Here is a 21,542-nt window from a genome sequence, read left to right as displayed (position 1 = left end):
ACCGGCACCGTGGTCGCTACGGTACGGGTGTTCATACGGATGCTCCTTCCACGGCGGTGACCTGCACGGACACGCAGTCGTAGATCTTCTCGATCTGCCGGCACAGCGTTTCCGCCGGACGCTGGCCATCCACCACCAGCTGCAGGTGCCAGCGGCCATCGTCGGCGGCCACCGGCGCACCACTGATCGCACGCGGCGCGAAGCCACGGCGTTCGGCCATGCCGATCACGCGCAGCAGCGCGCCTTCGGCCGGGTGCAGCACCAGGTCAAGCCGGTATTGCATTGGGGGTCTCCTGGCGGGCATGGGCGGGGTTGCTTTCCAGCATCGTGCTGTTGGCGGTGTTCGGCGGCACCAGCGGCCACACGTTGGCGCGTGCATCGATGGCCACGTGCAGCAGCGCCGGGCCTGGTTCGGCCAGCAGTGCGGCCAGGCCGCCCTCCACGTCGTCGCGGTTGTCGATGCGGGTGGCGGCGATGCCGAACACCTGCGCCAGTGCCACGAAGTCCGGGTTGTCGGACAGGTCGATCTCGCTGTAACGCTCGGCGAAGAACAGCTCCTGCCACTGCCGCACCATGCCCAGCGAACTGTTGTCCAGCAGCACGATCTTCACCGGCAGGCGGCAACGCGCGATGGTGGCCAGCTCCTGCACGTTCATCATGAAGCTGCCGTCGCCGGAGACCAGCACCACGGTGCGATCGGGGCAGGCGAACTGCGCACCCATCGCGGCCGGGAGGCCAAAGCCCATGGTGCCCAGCGCGCCACTGGTCAGATGATTGCGCGGGTGGTTGAAACGGCAGTGCTGGGCGACCCACATCTGGTGCTGGCCGACATCGCAGGCGATCACTGCATCGGCCGGTGCCAGCTCGCTCAGGCGCTTCAGCAGCGCCGGGGCGTAGATATGCTGGCCGGGGGCGTCGTAACGCGCAGCGAAACGATCACGATGCTGTGCACAGCGCTTGCGCCATGCGTCCTGGTGGGCCTTGGGGGAGGGGAAGGCCGCACGCAGGGCGCGGATGGCATGGCCGACGTTGCCGGGCACGGCGACGTCGGCGCTGCGCAGCTTGGAGATCTCGTAGGCGTCGGCGTCGATGTGGACGACGCGGGCGAACGGTGCAAACTCGGCCAGCTTGCCGGTGGCACGGTCATCGAAGCGCGCACCCAGCACCAGCAGCAGGTCGCTTTCCTGCACCGCCATGTTGGCCGCGCGGGTGCCGTGCATGCCCAGCATGCCCAGCGACTGCGGATGGTGGGCCGGCAGTGCACCCAGGCCGCGCAGGGTCATTACGGTGGGGATGGCACTGGCCTCGACGAAGTCGCGCAGGTCCTGCACGGCATCGCCCAGGGCGATGCCACCACCTGCGTAGACCACCGGCTTCTCGGCCGCCGCCAGCGCGGCGATGGCCTCGGCGATGGCGGCCTCGGCCGGCGCCGGCGGCGGTTCGACGCTGCTGGGCACATGCGCCGGCAGATGGCTGGCATCGGCCAGCTGCACATCCTTGGGCAGGTCGATCAGCACCGGGCCTGGGCGACCCTCACGGGCAATGCGGAACGCATCGGCCACCACGCGCGGCAGGTCATCGACGCTGCGCACCAGCCAGCTGTGCTTGACGATCGGCATCGTCAGGCCGAACACATCCAGTTCCTGGAAGGCGTCGGTGCCCAGCAGCGGCGTGCCGACCTGACCGGTGATGCAGACCATCGGTACCGAATCCAGCATCGCATCGGCAATGCCGGTGACCAGGTTGGAGGCGCCCGGGCCGGAGGTGGCCACGCAGACACCCACCTGGTTGCTGGCGCGGGCAAAACCGTTGGCGGCCAGCGCCGCGCCCTGCTCATGGCGTACCAGGATGTGCTTCAGCGACGAATCCACCAGCGCGTCGTAGAACGGCATGATGGTGCCACCGGGATAGCCGAACAGCGTGCGGACGCCTTCGGCCTCCAGCGCCTGGGTCAGCCAGCGCGCGCCGTTGGGCGGCGCGCTGCGATGTGTCGAAGAGTTCATGGGGGAACCTTGCAAAGCGGGTGGGGGAGGGCCGCGCGGTTACGCGGCCTGTCCTTGCAACCAGACCATCTTGGCGCGCAGTTCCTTGCCTACCTTCTCGATCGGGTGCTCCAGGTCGGCCTGCTTGAACCTGTTGTAGTTCGGCAGGCCCGCTTCGTACTCGGCCACCCAGTTCTTGGTGAAGGTGCCGTCCTGGATGTCCTTCAGCACTTCCTTCATGCGCGCCTTGGTGCCGGCGTCGATCACCCGCGGGCCGCTGACGTAGTCGCCGTACTGCGCGGTCTCGGAGATGAACTCCAGCATGCGCGAGATGCCGCCTTCGTAGAACAGGTCCACGATCAGCTTCAGTTCGTGCAGCACTTCGTAATAGGCGATCTCCGGCTGGTAACCGGCTTCGACCAGGGTTTCGAAACCGGCCTGCACCAGTGCCGAGGCACCGCCGCACAGCACCGCCTGCTCGCCGAACAGATCGGTCTCGGTCTCTTCCTTGAAGGTGGTCTGGATCAGGTTGGCGCGAGCGCCGCCGAGGCCGGCCGCATAGGCCTGCGCGTGCTGCGCAGCCTTGCCGCTGACATCCTGGTAGACCGCCCAGATGCACGGTACGCCGCGCCCGATCTCATACTCACGACGCACCAGCGCACCCGGGCCCTTCGGCGCAACCAGCACCACGTCCAGGTCGGCGCGCGGCTCGATCATGCCGTAGTGCACGTTCAGGCCATGCGCGAACAGCAGGCAGGCGCCCTGCTTCATGTTCGGCACCAGCACGTCGTTGTAGAGCTTCTTCTGCACCATGTCCGGGGTCAGCACGGCGACCAGGTCGGCGTCTTTCACCGCTTCAGCGGGCGCGATCACGGTGAAGCCATCGGCCTGCGCCTTGGCTTCGGTCGGGCCGCCCGGACGCAGGCCTACCACCACATCGAAGCCGGATTCACGCAGGTTCAGCGCGTGGGCGCGGCCCTGGCTGCCGTAGCCGATGACGGCGATCTTGGTCTGGGGCAGGTCGTTGGTGCTCATGGGGGAGGTTCCTTGCGGTGGGAAGAAAAAAGAACGGCCGGTCGTCGAGGTGACGTGCCGGCCGGTCAGGGGAAAGCGGTGGAGGAGGCGCCGCGCGTTGCACAGGCACAGCCACCACGAGGCGTCGCGGTGGTGCAGGTCCGGGTTGTGCGATCGGCGTTGTGCATGGTGGTTGCGTCTGAAACCAGGTCCTGAAATGAAAAAACCCGCACCGGGGCGGGTGCGGGTTTTTGAAGAGTTCCGGTGTGTTTGTTGCTTACACGCTGGCTCGTCCCGCACCTGTTGGTTGGGTAATAAGTACGAGCACAAGAATCGAACGCAGCGAAGCGGCGCCGATATCGGCGGCTTCGATGTGGGTTCGCGGTGGCGTGTTGTGATGCAACATGTGATCGAGAGAAACACAGCCGTTTCGGCGCTGTCAACCCTCGCAACGGATTTTCCATCGGTTTCCGGTGCATCCAGCGCAATCGCTTGCGGCACAAGGATGGTTGCCGCTGAAAGTGTTTCGGTGAACCCCAATTCACTCCTTTCAGGCCGGCTTTTGCGCGGAATCCGGCGGATTTTCGCCTTGGCGGGTGCGGAGCTTCCGCACCCCATCCCAGGATCAACGTCCATGACCTCTGCCCGATACCGCGTGAAGGCCGCAGCGGCGAAGATCGAGGGACCACCCTTCCATCGGAACCCGACCGTGTCCCGACGCCTTGCCCGTTCCCTGCTGGCCGCTGCTCTACTGGCCGCTGTGCCCGCACTGTCTTCTGCCGCCGACCGCATCACCGGCCACACCTTTGCCACGCGTTCGGAGGTGATCGCCCCGCATGCGATGGCTGCCACTTCACAGCCGCTGGCCACCCAGATCGCGCTGGACGTGATGAAGGGCGGTGGCTCGGCGGTGGACGCGGCGATTGCCGCCAACGCCGCGCTCGGCCTGATGGAGCCCACCGGCAACGGCATCGGCGGCGACCTGTTCGCCATCGTCTGGGACCCGAAGACGCAGAAGCTCTACGGCTACAACGGCTCGGGCCGCTCGCCGAAGTCGCTCACCCTGGCCGAGTTCCAGCGCCGTGGCCTGAAGGACATCCCGGCCACCGGTCCACTGCCGGTGTCGGTACCGGGCGCTGTCGACGGCTGGTTCGCACTGCACGACCGCTTCGGCCGCAAGCCGATGGCGGACAACCTGGCACCGGCCATCCGTTACGCCCGCGAGGGTCACCCGGTGGCCGAGGTGATCGCCTATTACTGGGACCGCTCGGTGCCCAAGCTGTCGCAGTACCCGGGCTTCAAGGAACAGTTCACGATCAACGGCCACGCCCCGCGCAAGGGTGAGATGTGGAAGAGCCCGAATCTGGCCAGTACGCTGCAGAAGATCGCCGACGGCGGCCGTGATGCCTTCTACAAGGGCGATATCGCCCGCACCATCGGCGACTATTTCAAGGCCAACGGTGGCTACCTGAGCTACCAGGACATGGCTGACCACCACGGTGAGTGGGTCGAACCGGTCAGCAGCAACTACCGTGGCTACGACGTGTGGGAGCTGCCGCCGAACAGCCAGGGCATTGCCGCGCTGCAGATCCTCAACGTGCTGGAAGGCTACGACTTCTCGAAGATTCCCTTCGGTTCACCCGAGCATGTGCACCTGTTCGTGGAAGCGAAGAAGCTGGCCTTCGCCGACCGCGCGCGCTTCTATGCCGACATGGCGTTCCAGCCGGCGCCGGTGCAGAAGCTGATTTCCAAGGACTACGCCGCACAGCGCCGCGCGCTGATCTCGATGGACAAGGCGCTGAAGGAAGTGCAGCCGGGCACGCCGAAGCAGCTGGAGGAGGGCGACACGATCTACATGACCGTGGCCGACGCCGACGGCATGATGGTGTCGCTGATCCAGTCCAACTACCGTGGCATGGGCAGCGGCATGGCACCGCCCGGTCTGGGTTTCATTCTGCAGGACCGTGGCGAGATGTTCGTGCTGCAGAAGAACCATCCCAACGGCTACGCGCCGGGCAAGCGTCCATTCCAGACCATCATCCCGGCGTTCATCACCAAGGGCGGCAAGCCGTATGCCAGCTTCGGCGTGATGGGCGGCGCGATGCAGCCGCAGGGCCACGCGCAGATCGTGATGAACCTGGTGGATTTCGGGATGAACCTGCAGGAAGCCGGTGATGCGCCGCGCATCCAGCACGAGGGCTCGACTGAACCGACAGGTCAGGCCACGGCGATGACCGACGGTGGTGAAGTGAATCTGGAAACCGGCTTCCCGTATGAAACGGTGCGTGCGTTGATGCGCAAGGGGCATCGCATCGTGTTCGCCGACGGTCCGTATGGTGGGTATCAGGCGATCATGCGTGATCCGGAATCCGGCGTTTACTACGGTGCGTCTGAGAGTCGAAAGGATGGGCAGGCGGCGGGGTATTGAGGTTTCCCGGCCACCGGGCGCAGCCCCCTCCGCGGTGATGGTTCGTGGAAGCGGGATCATGTGATTGGGCCGGGCGGGTGGGCTGGTCGGGGGACGCCGTGAATCCGTCCCTGGAGGCTTGGCCGCGGCATCCATGCCGCGGACACCCCCGCCCAGCCCACCCGCCCGGCCCCTGACAGTTTCCGTGGCCATCACCGCAGGAAAAGAAAAAAGAAGATCAAGAACAAAGGCAACGGCAACAGCCGCGTGCTGTGGGTTGGGGTCGGATCCGTTTTCCACAGGAAAACGGATCCGACCCCTTCTTGTTTTCCGATACACCTCATCCACGCATGGCGTGGATGGACCAACCGTCACACGTAACCTGTCGGGGGTGGGGCGGTGTGGGTAGGCAGGACCGTTGGCGCCATGGATGGCGCCATCGAGCCCCCAGGGTGAAGTGACCCCCGGGAGTTGGACACCAGATCCAACCCCGAGGGATACATGAACAAATACGACGCGCGTTTCAAACTGCAGGTCGCCAAAGAGGCCTGCAAGACCTCCACATCGGTCAAAGCCATTGCCCGTCGCCACGGCCTGGAGTTCTCCACGGTCAGGCGCTGGGTGGCGACCTATCGGCTGCATGGTAGGCGGGGATTTCATCGCCAGGCCCGGTCCTATGACCTCCCGTTCAAACTGGCTGTCCTGGAGAAGATGAGCCAGGACGGCTTGTCCGGGCGGGAGGCCACCACCTACTTTCAAATTGGCGATGCCGGCGCGGTGGGGCGATGGCGGCGCCTGTATGCTCAAGGCGGTGCCCAAGCGTTGGCACCCCCTCCGCCGCCGCCCCGAAAGCCGATGAAAAAGACCCGTTCGTCCAAGCCACCTGAGGATATGAGCCGCGATGAGCTGCTCAAGGAAGTCGCCTATCTGCGTGCGGAGACCGACTACCTAAAAAAACTCGATGCCTTGATCCGGGAAGAGCAGGCGGCGCAGGACGCAAAGCGCAAGCCGTCCAAGGATTGAGGCAGGTTCATACGCTGTCGCTTCTGCTCGAAGCAGCTGAGCTGTCACGCAGTACGTTCTATTACCAGAACCATGTCCTGGCCCATCCGGATCAGGATGAGGCAGCCCTGTGCGAGCGCATCCGTGCAATCTACGATCAAAGCCAAGGGCGCTATGGCTATCGCACGGTGACGCTGGAATTAGCCAATCAGGGTCATCGGACCAATCACAAGCGGGTTCAGCGCCTGATGGGGGAGATGGGACTGAAATCGCGGGTGCGTGTGAAGCGCTACCAGGCCTTCAAGGGGGCGGCCAATGTTGTGGTTGGCAATGACCTCAATCGCCAGTTCCATGCCGAGCGGCCCAACCAGAAGTGGGTGACTGACGTGACCGAGTTCAAGGTGCAGGGCATGAAGCTGTACCTGTCGCCGATCATGGACCTCTACAACGGCGAAATCGTGGCTTATCAGATCAAGCGTCGGCCCGTATTTGATCTGGTGGGTCAAATGCTGGAGGAGGCCATCAAGAAGCTTTCCCCGGATGAGCGCCCGATGATCCACTCCGACCAGGGCTGGCAGTACCAGCATGAAAACTACCGGCATATGCTGGAAAAGCACTCGTTGAAGCAAAGCATGTCCCGGCGCGGCAACTGCCTGGACAATGCGGCGATGGAGAGCTTCTTTGGAACGCTGAAGTCGGAGTTCTTCTACCTGAACAGCTTTGACAGCCTCGAGAGTCTGGAGGCTGGGCTGGTGGAATACATCCAGTACTACAACGAAGAGCGCATCAAACTGAAACTGAAAGGTCTGAGCCCGATAAAGTACCGGGAGCAGGCCCAATCGGCCGCCTGACCCCGTCCAAGTCTCGGGGGTCACTTCATGGACGGGTTTACGGCGTGTCCTGCCTACCCACACCGCCCCGCCCAACCAGCAGAAACCCAGAGCTGCCCTGGCTTTTGAATTTGCACTTGCTTGAAAGAGCGGTGCAGCCGCAGGCTGCAAAACCCACTCAATCCTGATCGTGCGCGCGCGCCGCCTCCGCCTGGGTCTCCTCCTGCGCCGCCATCTCGCGCGCGATCCACGCATCGATCATGTGCCGCTGGCGCTGCGCCTGCCGCCGCTCGCGCGTGTACTCCTGGTCCAGCACCCGGTACAGCGACACCATCACCAGCACCATCAGCAGCGCGAATGGCAACGCCGCAATCGTGATCATGCCCTGCAGTGCATCCAGGCCACCGGCCAGCAGCAACGCCGCTGCAATCAGCGCCACCGCGATGCCCCAGGCCAGCTTGCGCTTCAACGGCGGATCGCCTGCCTCGTCAGTGGACATGCTGGCCAGTACCAGCACCGCCGAATCGGCTGATGTCACGAAGAAGATCATCAGCAGCACCAGTGCGATGCAGGAAAGCAGCAAGGGCAGCGGCATGCTGTCAAACAGGGTGAACAGCACCGTTTCATAGCCATTGCCCAGCGCCTGCACCAGGTCGGCGTGGCCGAAGATCTGCGCCCACAGCGCAGTACCACCAAACACCGCGAACCAGAAGAAGCCCAGCACCGTGGGTGCCAGCACGACGCCGATGACGAACTCGCGGACGCTGCGCCCACGCGAGATGCGCGCGATGAACGAGCCGACGAACGGGGCCCAGGAAATCCACCACGCCCAGTAGAAGATGGTCCAGTCCGCCACCCATGTGCTGCCCGAGAACGGCGACATGCGCAGGCTCATCGTCACCAGCTGGTTGAGGTACGACCCCAGTGTGGTGGTGAACGTATCGAAGATGAATCCGGTCGGACCCAGCACCAGTACGGTGGCCGCAAGAAGCGCGGCCAGCGCAAGGTTGAAGTTGGACAGCCACTTCACCCCGCGCTCGACACCGCTGGCGGTGGAGGCCATGTACAGCACGAACGCGATGGCGATGATGGTCAGCTGCAGTGGCACACCCGCGTGCAGGCCGAACACGCGTTCCATGCCGGCAGCGATCTGGATGGTGCCGAAGCCCAGCGTGGTGGCCACGCCAATGGCAGTGGCAACAACCGCGGCGATGTTGACCACGCGTCCGATCCAGCCGCGATGGTGCCGGCCGATGATCGGTTGCAGCATGTCACTGACCAGTCCACGGCCATTGCGGTTGAACTGGAACCAGGCCATGGCCAGGCCGATCAGCGCGTAGATCGCCCACGGGTGCAGGCCCCAGTGGAAGAATGCATAGCGCATCGAAGCCCGCGCCGCGTCCATGCTCTGCGGTGCGAGGCCTTCCGGAGGCTTGGTGAAGTGGGAAATCGGCTCGGCGGCGCCCCAGAACACCAGGCCGATGCCCATGCCGGCGGCGAACAGCATCGACATCCAGCTGGCGCGCGAGAACTCCGGCTCGGCATCTTCACCGCCGATGCGCAGGTTGCCGAAGCGACCGAATGCCAGATACATCAGGAACGTCAGTGCCAGGAACACGACCAGAAGATAGAGCCAGCCGACACTGCGGATGACATCGGCCAGTACCGACTGCACCACGGTATTGAAGGGGCCGGGTGCAACACCGGCAAGCAGCACCAGAAGCAGAACCAGTGCGATGGAAACGCGAAACACCATGAAGGAGCTTCTCCGATCAAGGGATTGAGGGGAGCGAGCAGAGCTTGCTGCGAGGGGCCGGCGACATGCAGCACAGACCGGGCAGGGGCCGCGAAGGCGGCGGGGAAACACCGGCCGCAGCGGCACGATGCGTGTGCACGTTACTGAATGCGATGTCACGGTTCTGTTAATACAGAAACAGCGGATCCACGCCGTGCGTGGATGGAACAGCCAGGAGCTGCAGTGCGTTCTATGCTCTAATGCACACCAAGAAGCGGGGGTACCGCGGCCATGTGGCCACGGTTGAGACAGTCCCTTGGAACCTGATCCGGCTCATACCGGCGTAGGGAAGCTTTGTAGTGCAGCCATGCCCGGACTCCGCCCAAGGACCGTCCGGGCGCGGCAGCAGTGCGCCGCCGCTTCGTCCCTGACCTTCCTGGACGATGCCCGATGAACGCACAGCTCTCCGCCCTGCAGCAACAGGCCCAGCAACTCTCCGAATCCGTGACCCGGCCCATTCCCGGCTCGCGCAAGATCCACGTGCCCGGTTCACGCCCGGATCTGCAGGTGCCGATGCGCGAGATCGCGCTGACCCGCACGCCGACCTTGTTCGGCGGCGAAGAGAATGCACCGGTGACCGTTTACGACACGTCGGGCCCGTACACCGATCCGGAGGTGCGCATCGATCTGTCCGCTGGTTTGCCGGCACTGCGTCGCGGCTGGGTGGAAGAACGCGGTGATACCGAGCGGCTGGAAGGACTGAGCTCTTCGTTCGGTCGCGATCGCGAGCATGACCCGAAGCTCGATGCGGTGCGCTTCCCCGCGCGCAGCCTGCCTCGCCGTGCGCGTGCAGGTGCCAACGTCACCCAGATGCACTACGCGCGCCGCGGCATCATCACGCCGGAAATGGAATTCGTCGCCATCCGCGAGAACCAGCGGCTGGACGCGATCCGCGATGCCGGGCTGCTGCAGCAGCACCCGGGCGAGGCGTTCGGCGCTTCGATCCAGAAGATCATCACCCCGGAGTTCGTGCGCGACGAAATCGCCCGCGGCCGTGCGGTGCTGCCCAACAACATCAACCATCCGGAAAGCGAGCCGATGATCATCGGCCGCAATTTCCTGACCAAGATCAACGCCAACATCGGCAACAGCGCTGTTTCCTCGGGCATTGCCGAGGAGGTGGAGAAGCTGGTGTGGGCGATCCGCTGGGGCGGTGACACGGTGATGGACCTGTCCACTGGCAAGCACATCCATGAGACCCGCGAGTGGATCATCCGCAACTCGCCGGTGGCGATCGGTACCGTGCCGATCTACCAGGCGCTGGAGAAGGTCGACGGCCGCGCCGAGGCGCTCACCTGGGAAATTTTCCGTGACACGCTGATCGAACAGGCCGAGCAGGGCGTGGATTACTTCACCATCCACGCTGGCGTGCTGCTGCGCTATGTTCCGCTCACCGCCAAGCGGGTCACCGGCATCGTCAGCCGCGGTGGCTCGATCATGGCCAAGTGGTGCCTGGCACACCACAAGGAGAACTTCCTCTACACGCATTTCGAAGACATCTGCGAAATCATGAAGGCCTATGACGTGACCTTCTCGCTGGGTGACGGCCTGCGCCCGGGCTGCATCGCCGATGCCAACGACGCTGCGCAGTTCGGTGAGCTGGAGACGCTGGGCGAACTGACGAAGATCGCCTGGAAGCACGACGTGCAGACCATGATCGAAGGCCCCGGCCACGTGCCGATGCAGCTGATCAAGGAGAACATGGACAAGCAGCTGCGCGAATGCGGCGAAGCGCCGTTCTATACGCTGGGGCCGCTGACCACCGACATCGCACCGGGCTACGACCACATCACCAGCGCGATCGGTGCGGCGATGATCGGTTGGTTCGGTACGGCGATGCTGTGCTACGTGACGCCGAAGGAGCACCTCGGCCTGCCCAACCGCCAGGACGTACGCGACGGCATCATGGCCTACCGCATCGCCGCGCATGCGGCCGACCTGGCCAAGGGACACCCCGGCGCACAGGTGCGCGACAACGCGCTGAGCAAGGCACGCTTCGAGTTCCGCTGGGAAGACCAGTTCCATCTCGGGCTGGACCCGGAGAAGGCCAAGGAATTCCATGATGAGACGCTGCCGAAGGATGCGCACAAGCTGGCGCACTTCTGCTCGATGTGCGGCCCGCACTTCTGCTCGATGAAGATCACCCAGGACGTGCGCGACTACGCCGAGGCCGGCATGAAGGAGAAGTCGGAAGAGTTTCGCGCGGCCGGCGCCGAGGTCTATCACCAGGGCTGACGTGTAACGGGTAGTGCCGGCCGCTGGCCGGCATTCCGTCGTGCGTGGGACCGGGAGAGTGCCGGCCAGTGGCCGGCACTACCGCTCATCACGTCGCTCCCGGCTATCCTCCGCCCATCACCCTGGGGAAGGACGCCATGCCCGTTGCCATCACCACCCGCTGGCTGGCCATTGCCCGCCGCCATCCTTCGGCCTGGCTGCTGGGTGCCCAGTTGATCGCGGTGCTGCTGTATCCCGCACTTGATGACACCGCCGGCGGCCGTGCGGCACTGGGCATGTTCGGCATGGCGGTACTCGGCCTGGCGCTGTGGGTGGTCCAGCGCAGTCCGCTGGGCACCTGGCTGGCACTGCTGCTGGCCATTCCTTCGGTGGTGTTCTCGCTGGCCGGCGCACTGCTGGATCGCAGTGCGCTGCTGACCACCGCGCAGCTGCTGGAAAGCCTGCTGTACTTCTATACGGCCGGTGCGCTCATCGCCTACATGCTCCAGGACCATAAAGTCACCCGCGATGAACTGTTCGCAGCAGGTGCGACATTCACGTTGCTGGCGTGGGCCTTCGCGTTTGCTTTCGCCGTGTGCCAGCAATGGTATCCGGGCAGTTTCCAGGGCACCGGTGGTGGCGCGCAGCGCACCTGGATGGAGCTTCTTTATCTGAGCTTCAGTTTGCTCTCGGGTGTTGGCTTGAGCGACGTTGTGCCACTGCATCCGCAGGCGCGCGCCTTGGTCATGCTGGAGCAGTTTTCAGGCGTGATGTACGTAGCTTTGGTGGTTTCGCGACTGGTTGGATTGACCATGCTGCGGCGCATGTGAAAATGAACGCCAGATAAAAATTTCGCGCCCCGCAGGGCGCGAATGGTGCAGCAAATTATGTGAATGCGTCGGCGAGAGAGAGCCTGGATGTCGACCACGCGATAGGCGAGGTAACCCGCATAGGCTAGTATTCGCCCGCTTCATTGTTTTTGCGGTATGCGCCGATGCTTTGTGCGGAGTCTGGCTTTTTGCTGTTCCCAGGACGGGAGGGTATCGAAGGCAAACGCTGCCCCGGACCTGTCTCTACTGTGTAGCGGAAAATGAACAGCAGTGAAAACCAGCCCCCCGGATTCGATCGGATCCGGATAGGAGAGTGCACTGTCACTCTGTCCTCGCGCGAAGTCGAGGTCGTCGGTGCGCGTCGCCCGCGTCGGCTGACGCCGAAGGCGCTGGGCGTGCTGCGTGTGCTGCTGCGCCAGCCGGGGCGTGTTGTCACCCGCGATGAACTGTTCGCGGAAGTCTGGCCGGACACGCTGCCGACCAATGATGTGCTTACCCAGGCCGTCACCCAGCTGCGCAAGGCGTTCAGCAACGATGACGACAACGGCCAGGCCTATATCGAGACCATCGCCAAGACCGGCTATCGCCTGCTGGTGCCGGTGCAGGTACTGGACGATGTCGAGCCGGCGCCGCCCGCGGGAGCCGATGACGAAATCGTGGACATGCAACCGGCGATGGCCATCGCCGAGATGATGCCGCCACACGTGCAGGCATCGCGCCGCCGCTGGCGCCACGTCCGCCGGCGCGTACTGCTGGTGCTGGGCGTGCTGATGCTGGCCACGGTGGTGGTGCTGACCGCGCTGCTGCTGCGGCGGGCACCGGCCAGCAGTTCAGCTGTGGACGCGGCCGTGGAGAACGGCACGCGCGTGATCGGCAGCCCGCAGCGTCCCTATCGGTTGATCACCGCGACCAGCGGCTTTGAAACCTATCCCACGCTTTCACCCGATGGTTCATTGGTGGCCTATGAGGGCGCCAACGAAGACGGGCAGGGCGGTGGCGCGATCAAGGTGCAGACCTCCGGCAACGCGCCTGCGCGGCAGCTGCTGGCTCCGCCGGCCGGCTCGGTCGATCGCTTCCCGAGCTGGTCGCCGGATGGGCGCGAGATCGCCTTCGCGCGGTTCAGCAACAACGGCGGTTGCCAGGTGCTGATCGCCAGCGCGACCGGTGGTGCCCTACGCCAGGCCACACGGTGCGATGGCACCGAGCTGCTCAGTTTCGACTGGACGCCGGACGGCCGTGGCCTGGTGTTCGGCAGCATGGTGGGGCGCTATGCCCATCGCGGCATCCGCAAGCTTGATCTGGCCAGTGGCCAATGGGGGGCGCTGGACTACGGTGTCGCCGAGGATGACTTCGACTATGCGCCGCGCTACTCGCCTGATGGCAAGTGGCTGGTATTCGTGCGCAATCCGCAGCTGGGCGACCTGTGGCGCATGCCGGCCGCAGGTGGCACGCCCGAGCAGCTGACCAACGAGGCCGCTGAACTGCGTGGCTGGGCCTGGTTGCGTGATGGCCGGACGATCGTGTTTGGACGCCGTGTCGACAGTGAGGTGCGCCTGTATTACCTGGACGTCGAGAGCCGCACGCTGCGCGACGCCGGGCTCGACGACGCACAATGGCCGGCGACGGCGCGCCGCGCGGGCATGCTGGCCTTCGTTCACCGCCGCGCGCAGTTCGGCATCTTCAAGGTGCCGATGGAGGGCGGTTCACCCCCGCAGCGTCTGTTTGCGTCCAGCGGCCGGGATGGGCAGCCGATGGCGGCGCCGGATGGACGCCAACTGGTGTTCACGTCCGATCGTTCAGGCAGCTTCGCGCTGTGGTGGGCGGACATGGAGCGCCCCGATTCGCTGCGGCCTATCGAAGGATTGCGGCCTGAGGCACGTCAGGCACCGGACTGGTCGGCCGACAGCCGGCGGTTGCTGGTGGTCGGGCGCGACGAACACGGACGCACGGTGGTCTATGAGATCGCACCGCGTGACGAACGCGTCCAGCCGTTGCCGGTACCGTCGGAGCAGCCGCTGCAGGCACTGTACGGCGCAAACCCGGACCAGCTGCTGGTAGTCGAGCGCGATGACCAGCAACAGACGCGGCTGAGCCTGTTTGATCGAAGCGTGCAGCCTTGGCGCCGCCTTGCCAGCATCGAGGGCGTCTCTCAGGCGCGGTTCGATCGCAGCAGCGGGCGAGTGCTGTTCACCCGCCTGGCGGCAGGTGGCCTGTGGTCGGTGGATGCGGCGCTGGCGCCAGGCAGCGTGCAGCAGATCAGCGATGACCAGCCCAGCCGGTGGCGGTACCGGGCCTGGACCGTGGCCGGCAACAGTGCGATCGGCTATCTCGGTACGTCCACCCGCTGCGGTACGACACTGGTGCTGATCCAGGCCGGGCGCGAGGAACCGGAACGCTGCCTGGATGCGGAACGCCTCAGTGCCGGCAACGGGCTGAGTGCCGGCGCCGATGGGCGCACCCTGTTCGTGGCAATGGCGGTCAGCGACGGTGCCGACATCGGTGTGATGCGTTTGCCCGAGCGCTCGCCGACGCTGCTTCCGGCGTTCTCCAAGTTGTTGTTGTTCAACGGAAATGGGCCTTCGTAATTTCTTCGTGGCGACCTCGCCGCGAATTCGTGGCGATCTCGTCTGACTTTCCTGACGTGGTGCCGCCTGATTTGGCAAAACGGAGGCCTGTACTAGGCAAATCCGTGGTGCCCCCATGCGTCAACTCTCGCTGGCCGATCGCGGCCAAACCGTCTCTCTGGACCGGTCGCTCGACGATGCTGCGCCGACCTGCCTGGGCGTGGCCCGGCTCGGCAGCCTGCAGACCGCAGGCAGCAGCTTCACTGTGTGGATGCAGGTGCGCGGCAGCTCCTGGGTGGAAGCCAAGGAAGGACGCTTCCGCTTGCGCCAGGGCGAGTGGATCGCCTTCGAGAAGGAGTCGCGGCCGCTGGTGCAGGCCGGTCGCAACGGCTTGTGCGTTGGCCTGAACCTGACGGTCGAAGCGCTGCGCGTGCTGGCCGAGATGGCCGATTGCGGTCTGTATGCCGGGCGTGGCCGCATGAACCGTGGCGATGCCCGCGTTGCGCTGCGCCTGTGGCGCGATGCGCTGGCCAGTGGCCAGCCGGCACAGGCACTGCGCCCGCTGCTGCTGCACCTGGCGGGCCTGCAGCGTGGGCTGGCCGACAATGTGCAGCGTTGCCCGGGGCGCTCGCGCAGCCGCAAGCGCCAGGTGTTCGGCCGCATGCAGCGCGCCCGCCTGTACCTGGAAGGCAACAGCCACCGCGTGGTGCGCATCTGTGAACTGGCCGAGCTGACCAACTTCTCCAGCTGGTATCTCTCCAAGACCTTCCAGAGCCTGTACGAGGAAAGCCCGCAGTCGCTTTCGGCGCGGCTGCGCCTTGAGCGCGCTGCCGACCTGCTGCGTGACACCGACATGATGGTCGGCGAAGTTGCTGCAGCCAGTGGCTTCGACAACTGCTGCAGCTTCGCGCGTGCGTTCCGCGCCCGCTACGGCCAGTCCGCATCGCGCTTCAGGGAGAACGGCGGCTTGCTGCCGCCACAATCTGCAAAGTCTCCGGTTGGTTCGCGCAAATACAGCGCTGCAACGCAATCGTAACGTGCTGGGGTGTTTTAACACGCTGCTAACACGTACCTTGGAGAGATAGATGAACGTTCGTAATCCCGCAGTGCGGCTGGGCCTTCTGCCGGCTGGCATTGCGTTGGCGCTGACGCCCGCCTTTGCTTCTGCACAGGAAGCAAAGGATGCGACCACCCTGGATCGCATCGAAATCACGGGCTCGCGCATCCGCGGCGCCTCGATGGAGACCCAGCAGCCGGTCCTCACCCTGAGCCGTGAGAACCTGGAAAAGCAGGGCTACACCACCGTCGCCGATGTCCTGCAGAACCTGACCTCGGCAGGTTCGCCGGCCATTTCCCGTGCGGACTCGCTGTCCTCCGGCGAAAACGTTGGCGGCTACTACGTCGACCTGCGCAACCTGGGCGCGCAGCGCACTCTGGTGCTGATGAACGGCAAGCGCCTGGGCGCGACCACTGCCGGCTACCAGGATCTGAGCCAGATTCCGATGGCCGCCGTCGAGCGCATCGAAGTGCTGAAGGATGGCGCCTCCGCCATCTACGGTTCGGACGCCATCGCTGGCGTGGTCAATGTGATCACCCGCAAGCGCTTCGACGGTGCTGAAGCCAGCGTCTACGTCGGCCAGTACGGCCGCGGCGACGGCGACACCAACACCTACTCGTTCACCCTCGGCTCCGAAGGCGAGCGTGGCGGCGTGACCCTGTCGGCCGAATACTCCAAGCAGGATCCGGTGTGGGCGAAGGATCGTTGGTTCAGCCGCGACGGCGGCCTGGGCCCGAACACCACCTCCGGTGATTGGAGCCCGCTGAGCCAGAACAGCACCTGGTGCGACCCGCGCGTGTGGGGCGACTGCAAGCCGCGCGCTGCAGGCCAGCCGCAGCCGGAGTGGATGACCCTGAACCCGGGCGGTGACCCGAAGAATGCGGCCGACTACCACCAGCTGACCCCGGCCGAGTACTCCAATGCCAACCAGCAGATGATGGTGCAGACCGGCATCGAGCGTAAGTCCGTGTACGTCAACGGCAGCTACGATCTGGCCGACTCGATCACCTTCAATGCTGACGTGCTGTACAACCAGCGCACCACCGACCAGCAGATCGCGGGTTACCCGTACCAGTCGCTGTCGTTCGGTACCCCGCTGTCGAAGGACAGCGCGTTCAACCCGATCGGTCAGGACGTCGAGTTCCGTCGCCGCCTGTGGGAAGTGCCGCGTACCACCAAGAGCGACCTCAAGACCCTGCGCTTCGCGCCGAGCCTGAGCGGCTTCTTCGAATTCGCTGGCAAGACCTGGGATTGGGACGTCGGCGCGCTGTGGAACCGCAACGAGCTGACCAAGACCGGCTACGGCGACATGAGCCTGATCGCATCCGAGCAGGCACTTGGCAAGTCGTTCATCAACGGCCAGGGTGTTGCCCAGTGCGGCACCGACGCCAACCCGATCCCGCTGAGCCAGTGCCGTCCGTGGAACCCGCTGCTGCCGTATGGCGTCAACGGCCAGGGCTCGCTTGCCGACCGTGATCTGCAGAACTTCCTGTTCCCGACCTACACCGACACCGGTGTGACCAAGACCACCAGCTACACCGCCAACCTGTCCGGTTCGCTGTTCGAGCTGCCGGCCGGTGACCTGGGCGTGGCCATGGGCTACGAGCACCGCAAGGAAGAAGGCCGCTTCGTGCCGGACGCCTTCCGTCAGTCGGGCCAGTCGACCGGCCTGGCGTCGACCACCACCTCGGGCAACTACTCGCTGGATGAGTTCTACCTGGAACTGAACGTGCCGATCCTGTCGGACCTGCCGTTTGCCAAGGAACTGACCTTCAACGTCGCCAGCCGCTACTCCGACTACAGCAACTTCGGTGACACGATCAACTCGAAGTTCGGCCTGGTGTGGCGCCCGATCGAAGAGCTGCTGGTCCGCGGTACCTACGCAGAAGGCTTCCGCGCGCCGACCGTCGACGATCTGTACGGCGGCACCAACTCGAGCTTCGAGCGTTACACCGATCCGTGCGGTTCGACCTCGCCGGGCAACGTCGCTGGCAATGCTGCCTGCGCCGGGGCTGGCGTGCCGGCCAACTACGTGCAGGTCGGCCAGGGCTTCGCGCCTTGCAGCACCTTCCCGTGCGCGACCCCGGACCAGTTCGTCAGCGGTTCGAATTCGGCTCTGAAGCCGGAAACCTCCAAGAGCAAGACGGTTGGCCTGGTCTGGAGCCCGCGTTGGGTGCAGGGCCTGGACATCTCGCTCGACTGGTACCGCTACGAGCTGAAGAACATGATCATCGCTGACAGCGTTGATCGCATCCTGCGTGACTGCTACGTGCTGGGCAACGCAGCTCGCTGCGAAGGCGTCACCCGTGCCGCCGATGGCCATATCGAGGCGCTGACCTACGGCCTGGCCAACCTCGGCTCGATGGAGACCGAAGGCTACGACCTGGGTGTCAAGTACCGCCTGCCGGAACTGTCGATCGGCAAGTTCAGCATCGACTGGCAGACCAGCTACCTGGCCAAGTACGACGAAGCCGGCCAGAACAAGAAGGGTGAGAACATCACCATCGGTCGCGTTGGTGAGCCGGGCCTGTTCCGCGTCCGTTCGAACCTGGGCGTGAACTGGGAGCTGGGTGACTTCGGTGTCAATTGGACTGCTCGTTACTACTCGGGCATGAAGGAAAGCTGCATCGACGACGCATGGTGCGACGCCCCGAACCACTACGCCAATGGTGAGCCGGATCCGCTGCGCCACACCGGCTCCAACACCTTCCACGACGTGCAGGTCAGCTGGAAGGCTCCGTGGGATGCCACCATCGCCCTGGGTGCGAACAACGTGTTCGATCACCGCGGTGCGCTGCAGTACTCGGCGCCGAACTCGAGCTTCGCCTACTACGGTGGCTTCGACGTCGGTCGCTTCCTGTACATGAAGTACACCCAGCGCTTCTGATCGTTCGAAGTGCGATAGCAATACAGGGAGGGCGGACCGCAAGGTCCGCCCTCTTTTTTTGTAGGGGAATTCCGAAATGTCGTGGAAGGTGAGCAGAGTCACGTTCCTGTCGTGTCGCAATCAACACAGTTGCTGGGTCCACTTGCGGACACTTGCACATGGAGAGAGCGATGAAGAGCACGCTGTTGCACAAACTGTCTGCTGCTGCACTGATCTATGCAACATTGGTGGGTGCGGTGTTCGCCCAGACCGGTGGCGTCTGTGGGGGCGGGCTGTACTGCGAAGAGCTGCGCCAGCAATGCCTGGCTGCAGGCAATTCGAAGGTCATGTGCGATCTGCAGTATCGCCACTGCGTGCAGGATGCCTGCGGCGCGCGCTGATGCAAAAAAAGGCGCGCCTTTGGGCGCGCCTTCGAGGTTGTTCCTGCGTTGACAGCTCAGGCCTCGCTGGGTACCAGTCCCATCAACGCATTGGCATGCTCGCGCCACTGCGGCAGCCTGTTGAGTACACCTGCGCGCTGCAGGTAGTCCTCATCCACCGGATCGCCGTTGACCAGCGCCAGCGCCACATGCACCGCACCGGTCACCCAGAAGCTGCGCGTATTGGCGCGCTGCGGCTGCAGATGGAAGGCAACCGCTTCGATGATCGGCATCGGCAGGCCCCACAGGCCCAGCAGGTAGGCGCCGGCCTCGGCATGGCCGGGGCGGGTGTCACCGGCCAGCGACGGTTCGCTGCGCTCGTTGCGTACGCCGGGCAGCAGCAGGCCGATGTCGGCCAGCAGGGCGGCGGTCGCGCCCAGTTCGGCACTGGATTCGGGCAGCAGGCGCGCGGCCAGGCGCGAGGCGAGCAGGGCGCGCTGCTGCAGCGAATTGCGTTCGGCGGTGGACAACGTGGGTGCGGAAAACACCTCGCTGGCCAGCACCAGGTCGCGCAGCGTCGACAGGCCCAGGCGGGTCACGGCCGTGCGCAGGTCAGCGATGGTGCGTCCCTGGCTGAAGAACGCCGAGTTCGACAGCTGCAGCACCTTCGCGGCAATGGCCGGGTCGGCCGCCACCAGCTTGGCGACGTCGGCGCTGTCAGCGTCGTCGTCATGCTCCAGCGCCTGGGTCAGGCTCAGGTACAGGTGCGGCGGCGAGGGCAGCTTCTCGATACGGCCGATGGCATCGCGCAGGCGTGGGCTGTCCAGCACTTCGCGCAGCTCTTCCAGGCTGGTCAGTGCCTCCAGCAGCACTTCCGGTGCCAGTGGCAACGGCAGGAAACGGTGGGCGACACCGATCAGGCGTGCCGGCGGCGGCCGGTTGCCATGCTGGGCATCCACCAGCGCAATGCGGATGGTTTCCGGGCGCAAGGTCCGGATCTGGCCCAGCAGCGTGGTGGCATTGAGGTCCGGCAGCTGCGGGCAGACGATCACCGCATCCACGCCCTGCGTAGCCACCGCGGTCATCGCGGTCTGGCCATCAGTGGCGGTCAGCGGCTGCCAGTCTTCCCCAAGATCGGCAATGAATTCGGTCAGCTCGGCCGGCAGGCTGGCTGCATCCCCAACAAGCAGAATACGCACGACACATTCCCCTGGCTGTCTCGACGATGGATGTCGACGACGTGTGAAGTGACGCAATTTACCTAATACGGCGGCACGTGTGATGTGCCGTCGTCATGAAACGTGACCCGCATCGCTCCAGCGGGGTGCCGCCGGAGCGATCCGGTTCAGGCTCAGGCCTTGCTGTCGAGATGGCGCTGGTGCGCCTCGATCAGGATCTGCTTGGCCTCAGCGGCGCCGCCCCAGCCGTCGAGCTTGACCCACTTGCCCTTCTCCAGGTCCTTGTAGTGCTCGAAGAAGTGGCCGATGCGCTCCAGCCAGTGGCTGGACACCTGGGCGATGTCTTCGACGTGGGCATAGCCACTGAAGATCTTCGACACCGGCACGGCCAGGATCTTCTCGTCGCTGCCCGCCTCATCGCTCATCTTAAGCACGCCGACCGGACGGCAGCGCACGACCGAGCCCGGCACCAGCGGCAGCGGCAGCACCACCAGCACGTCGGCCGGATCGCCGTCGCCGCACAGGGTGCTCGGCACGTAGCCGTAGTTGCAGGGGTAGCGCATCGGGGTGGACAGGATACGGTCGACGAAGATCGCGCCGGTTTCCTTGTCCACTTCGTACTTCACCGGCTCCGAGTCCTTCGGGATCTCGATGATGACGTTGATTTCTTCCGGCGGGTTCTTGCCGGGCGAGACGAGTTCCAGACCCATGGTCGTGCTCCAGGTGGGGGATGTAGACGGATAGCCCCCCATTTTATGCCTTTGCCGGGCGCTGTGCAGAGGGAGGGGCCGACGGCGCTGCGGAGCGGGGGCCTACCCGGCAGGCCGGGATTGGCTGATGGGAGCGGCCGGCATGGGAGCGCAGGCTGGACCAACCTTCCCAAGGAGTCTGCCCATGAACGTGTCTGCCCTGCCGTTTGGCCTGACCTGCATGCTGCTGGTTGCGCCTTTGGCCCAGGCGTCCCCTTATGTCGACCTGATCGACTACCCGCACCAGGAGGCCAACTGGGACCGCTCCTTTGCCCTGGAAGGCCGTTTGCAGCATGGCTTCGATGCCATCTGTGGCGACACCTTCTGCGAGGGCGAATACAGCGATATCCGCGCCCTGCGCCTGCGCTGTTCGGTGGATGCGGTGCGGGGAACCGTGCATGAATGCCTGTGGGCATTCGCCGCCAGCGATCTGGACGTGTCCCGCAACGATGGCGCGATCGTGGCCCGGCAACCGACCTGGCTGTGCCGCCTGCCGCTGGTGGCGGGAACCCCGGTGGAAGCCTTCCATGCCGCACTCGCCGCGCGCAATCCACTGCATGACCCGCTGCCGGGGACCTCGCAGAGCGTCTATGACGGGCTGACCGGGTGCATCCATTGATGAGAACGTGACTGATTCTCATTAACGGAGTAGCATGCGCGGCGCCTTCCGTCTG

The 21,542-nt window shown here is 64.8% G+C and carries 15 protein-coding genes and 1 riboswitch; of the genes, 9 read left to right on the top strand and 6 right to left on the bottom strand.

Annotation, left to right across the window (positions count from 1 at the left end; translation table 11 throughout):
- Positions 1-31 precede the first annotated feature (31 nt).
- Genes ACZK3W_RS18265 through ilvC form a run of 3 tightly spaced genes read right to left on the bottom strand, consistent with a single transcriptional unit; the run spans position 32 to position 3,017 of the window.
- Complete coding sequence (locus tag ACZK3W_RS18265) at positions 32-283, bottom strand: ACT domain-containing protein (RefSeq protein WP_014038403.1); 252 nt, start codon at positions 281-283, stop codon at positions 32-34.
- The gene (gene ilvG, locus ACZK3W_RS18260) at positions 267-2,003 is read right to left on the bottom strand and encodes an acetolactate synthase 2 catalytic subunit (RefSeq protein ID WP_293799344.1); all 1,737 of its coding nucleotides are present in this window, start codon (positions 2,001-2,003) and stop codon (positions 267-269) included. Before ilvG ends, ACZK3W_RS18265 begins: the two co-directional genes overlap by 17 nt.
- Positions 2,004-2,042: 39 nt before the next feature.
- A complete protein-coding gene (gene ilvC, locus ACZK3W_RS18255) occupies positions 2,043-3,017 on the bottom strand; it encodes a ketol-acid reductoisomerase (RefSeq protein WP_478450152.1) in 975 nt (324 codons plus the stop codon).
- Positions 3,018-3,630: 613 nt separating this feature from the next.
- Between ilvC and ggt the strand changes: the two genes are divergently transcribed.
- Both ggt and ACZK3W_RS18245 read left to right on the top strand, forming a co-directional pair.
- Positions 3,631-5,424: a gamma-glutamyltransferase gene (gene ggt / locus ACZK3W_RS18250; RefSeq protein WP_478450151.1), complete on the top strand. Its 1,794-nt coding sequence runs from the start codon at positions 3,631-3,633 to the stop codon at positions 5,422-5,424.
- 480 nt (positions 5,425-5,904) lie between these two features.
- Positions 5,905-7,256 (top strand): IS3-like element ISStma2 family transposase gene (locus ACZK3W_RS18245; RefSeq protein ID WP_132810585.1). Its coding sequence is split into 2 segments (ribosomal slippage): positions 5,905-6,352 and positions 6,352-7,256, totalling 1,353 coding nucleotides; the frame shifts between segments, so codons are not numbered across the junction.
- A 157-nt stretch (positions 7,257-7,413) separates the two neighbouring features.
- Here ACZK3W_RS18245 and ACZK3W_RS18240 read toward each other — a convergent pair.
- Entirely contained in the window at positions 7,414-8,991 is a 1,578-nt protein-coding gene (locus tag ACZK3W_RS18240) for a BCCT family transporter (RefSeq protein ID WP_049400562.1), read from the bottom strand.
- A gap of 245 nt (positions 8,992-9,236) precedes the next feature.
- Positions 9,237-9,338: riboswitch (TPP riboswitch) on the top strand.
- A gap of 82 nt (positions 9,339-9,420) precedes the next feature.
- Here ACZK3W_RS18240 and thiC point away from each other — a divergent pair.
- From thiC to ACZK3W_RS18210, 6 genes are all read left to right on the top strand, one after another.
- A complete protein-coding gene (thiC, locus tag ACZK3W_RS18235; RefSeq protein ID WP_071228157.1) occupies positions 9,421-11,265 on the top strand; it encodes a phosphomethylpyrimidine synthase ThiC in 1,845 nt (614 codons plus the stop codon).
- Positions 11,266-11,402: 137 nt separating this feature from the next.
- Positions 11,403-12,074 (top strand): ion channel, encoded by a 672-nt coding sequence (locus tag ACZK3W_RS18230; protein ID WP_032128402.1) that lies wholly within the window; start codon positions 11,403-11,405, stop codon positions 12,072-12,074.
- Between the two features lie 260 nt (positions 12,075-12,334).
- The gene (locus ACZK3W_RS18225) at positions 12,335-14,659 is read left to right on the top strand and encodes a winged helix-turn-helix domain-containing protein (RefSeq protein WP_293795581.1); all 2,325 of its coding nucleotides are present in this window, start codon (positions 12,335-12,337) and stop codon (positions 14,657-14,659) included.
- Between the two features lie 115 nt (positions 14,660-14,774).
- Positions 14,775-15,674, top strand: coding sequence for a helix-turn-helix transcriptional regulator (locus ACZK3W_RS18220; RefSeq protein WP_293795578.1), 900 nt, complete (start codon positions 14,775-14,777; stop codon positions 15,672-15,674).
- Positions 15,675-15,723: 49 nt separating this feature from the next.
- Positions 15,724-18,582: a TonB-dependent receptor gene (locus ACZK3W_RS18215; RefSeq protein ID WP_293795575.1), complete on the top strand. Its 2,859-nt coding sequence runs from the start codon at positions 15,724-15,726 to the stop codon at positions 18,580-18,582.
- A gap of 170 nt (positions 18,583-18,752) precedes the next feature.
- Entirely contained in the window at positions 18,753-18,962 is a 210-nt protein-coding gene (locus ACZK3W_RS18210; protein WP_032128398.1) for a hypothetical protein, read from the top strand.
- Positions 18,963-19,018: 56 nt separating this feature from the next.
- Here ACZK3W_RS18210 and ACZK3W_RS18205 read toward each other — a convergent pair whose 3' ends face one another.
- Positions 19,019-20,140, bottom strand: a complete 1,122-nt coding sequence (locus ACZK3W_RS18205) for an HDOD domain-containing protein (RefSeq protein WP_100446678.1) — start codon at positions 20,138-20,140, stop codon at positions 19,019-19,021.
- Between the two features lie 152 nt (positions 20,141-20,292).
- Positions 20,293-20,829: an inorganic diphosphatase gene (ppa, locus tag ACZK3W_RS18200; protein WP_005410935.1), complete on the bottom strand. Its 537-nt coding sequence runs from the start codon at positions 20,827-20,829 to the stop codon at positions 20,293-20,295.
- A gap of 184 nt (positions 20,830-21,013) precedes the next feature.
- Between ppa and ACZK3W_RS18195 the strand changes: the two genes are divergently transcribed.
- The gene (locus ACZK3W_RS18195) at positions 21,014-21,487 is read left to right on the top strand and encodes a hypothetical protein (RefSeq protein WP_293795555.1); all 474 of its coding nucleotides are present in this window, start codon (positions 21,014-21,016) and stop codon (positions 21,485-21,487) included.
- Positions 21,488-21,542 lie beyond the last annotated feature (55 nt).

The sequence above is a fragment of the Stenotrophomonas sp. 80084_Sma genome, from assembly GCF_056481995.1.
This window is presented reverse-complemented; position numbering and strand designations above follow the sequence as displayed.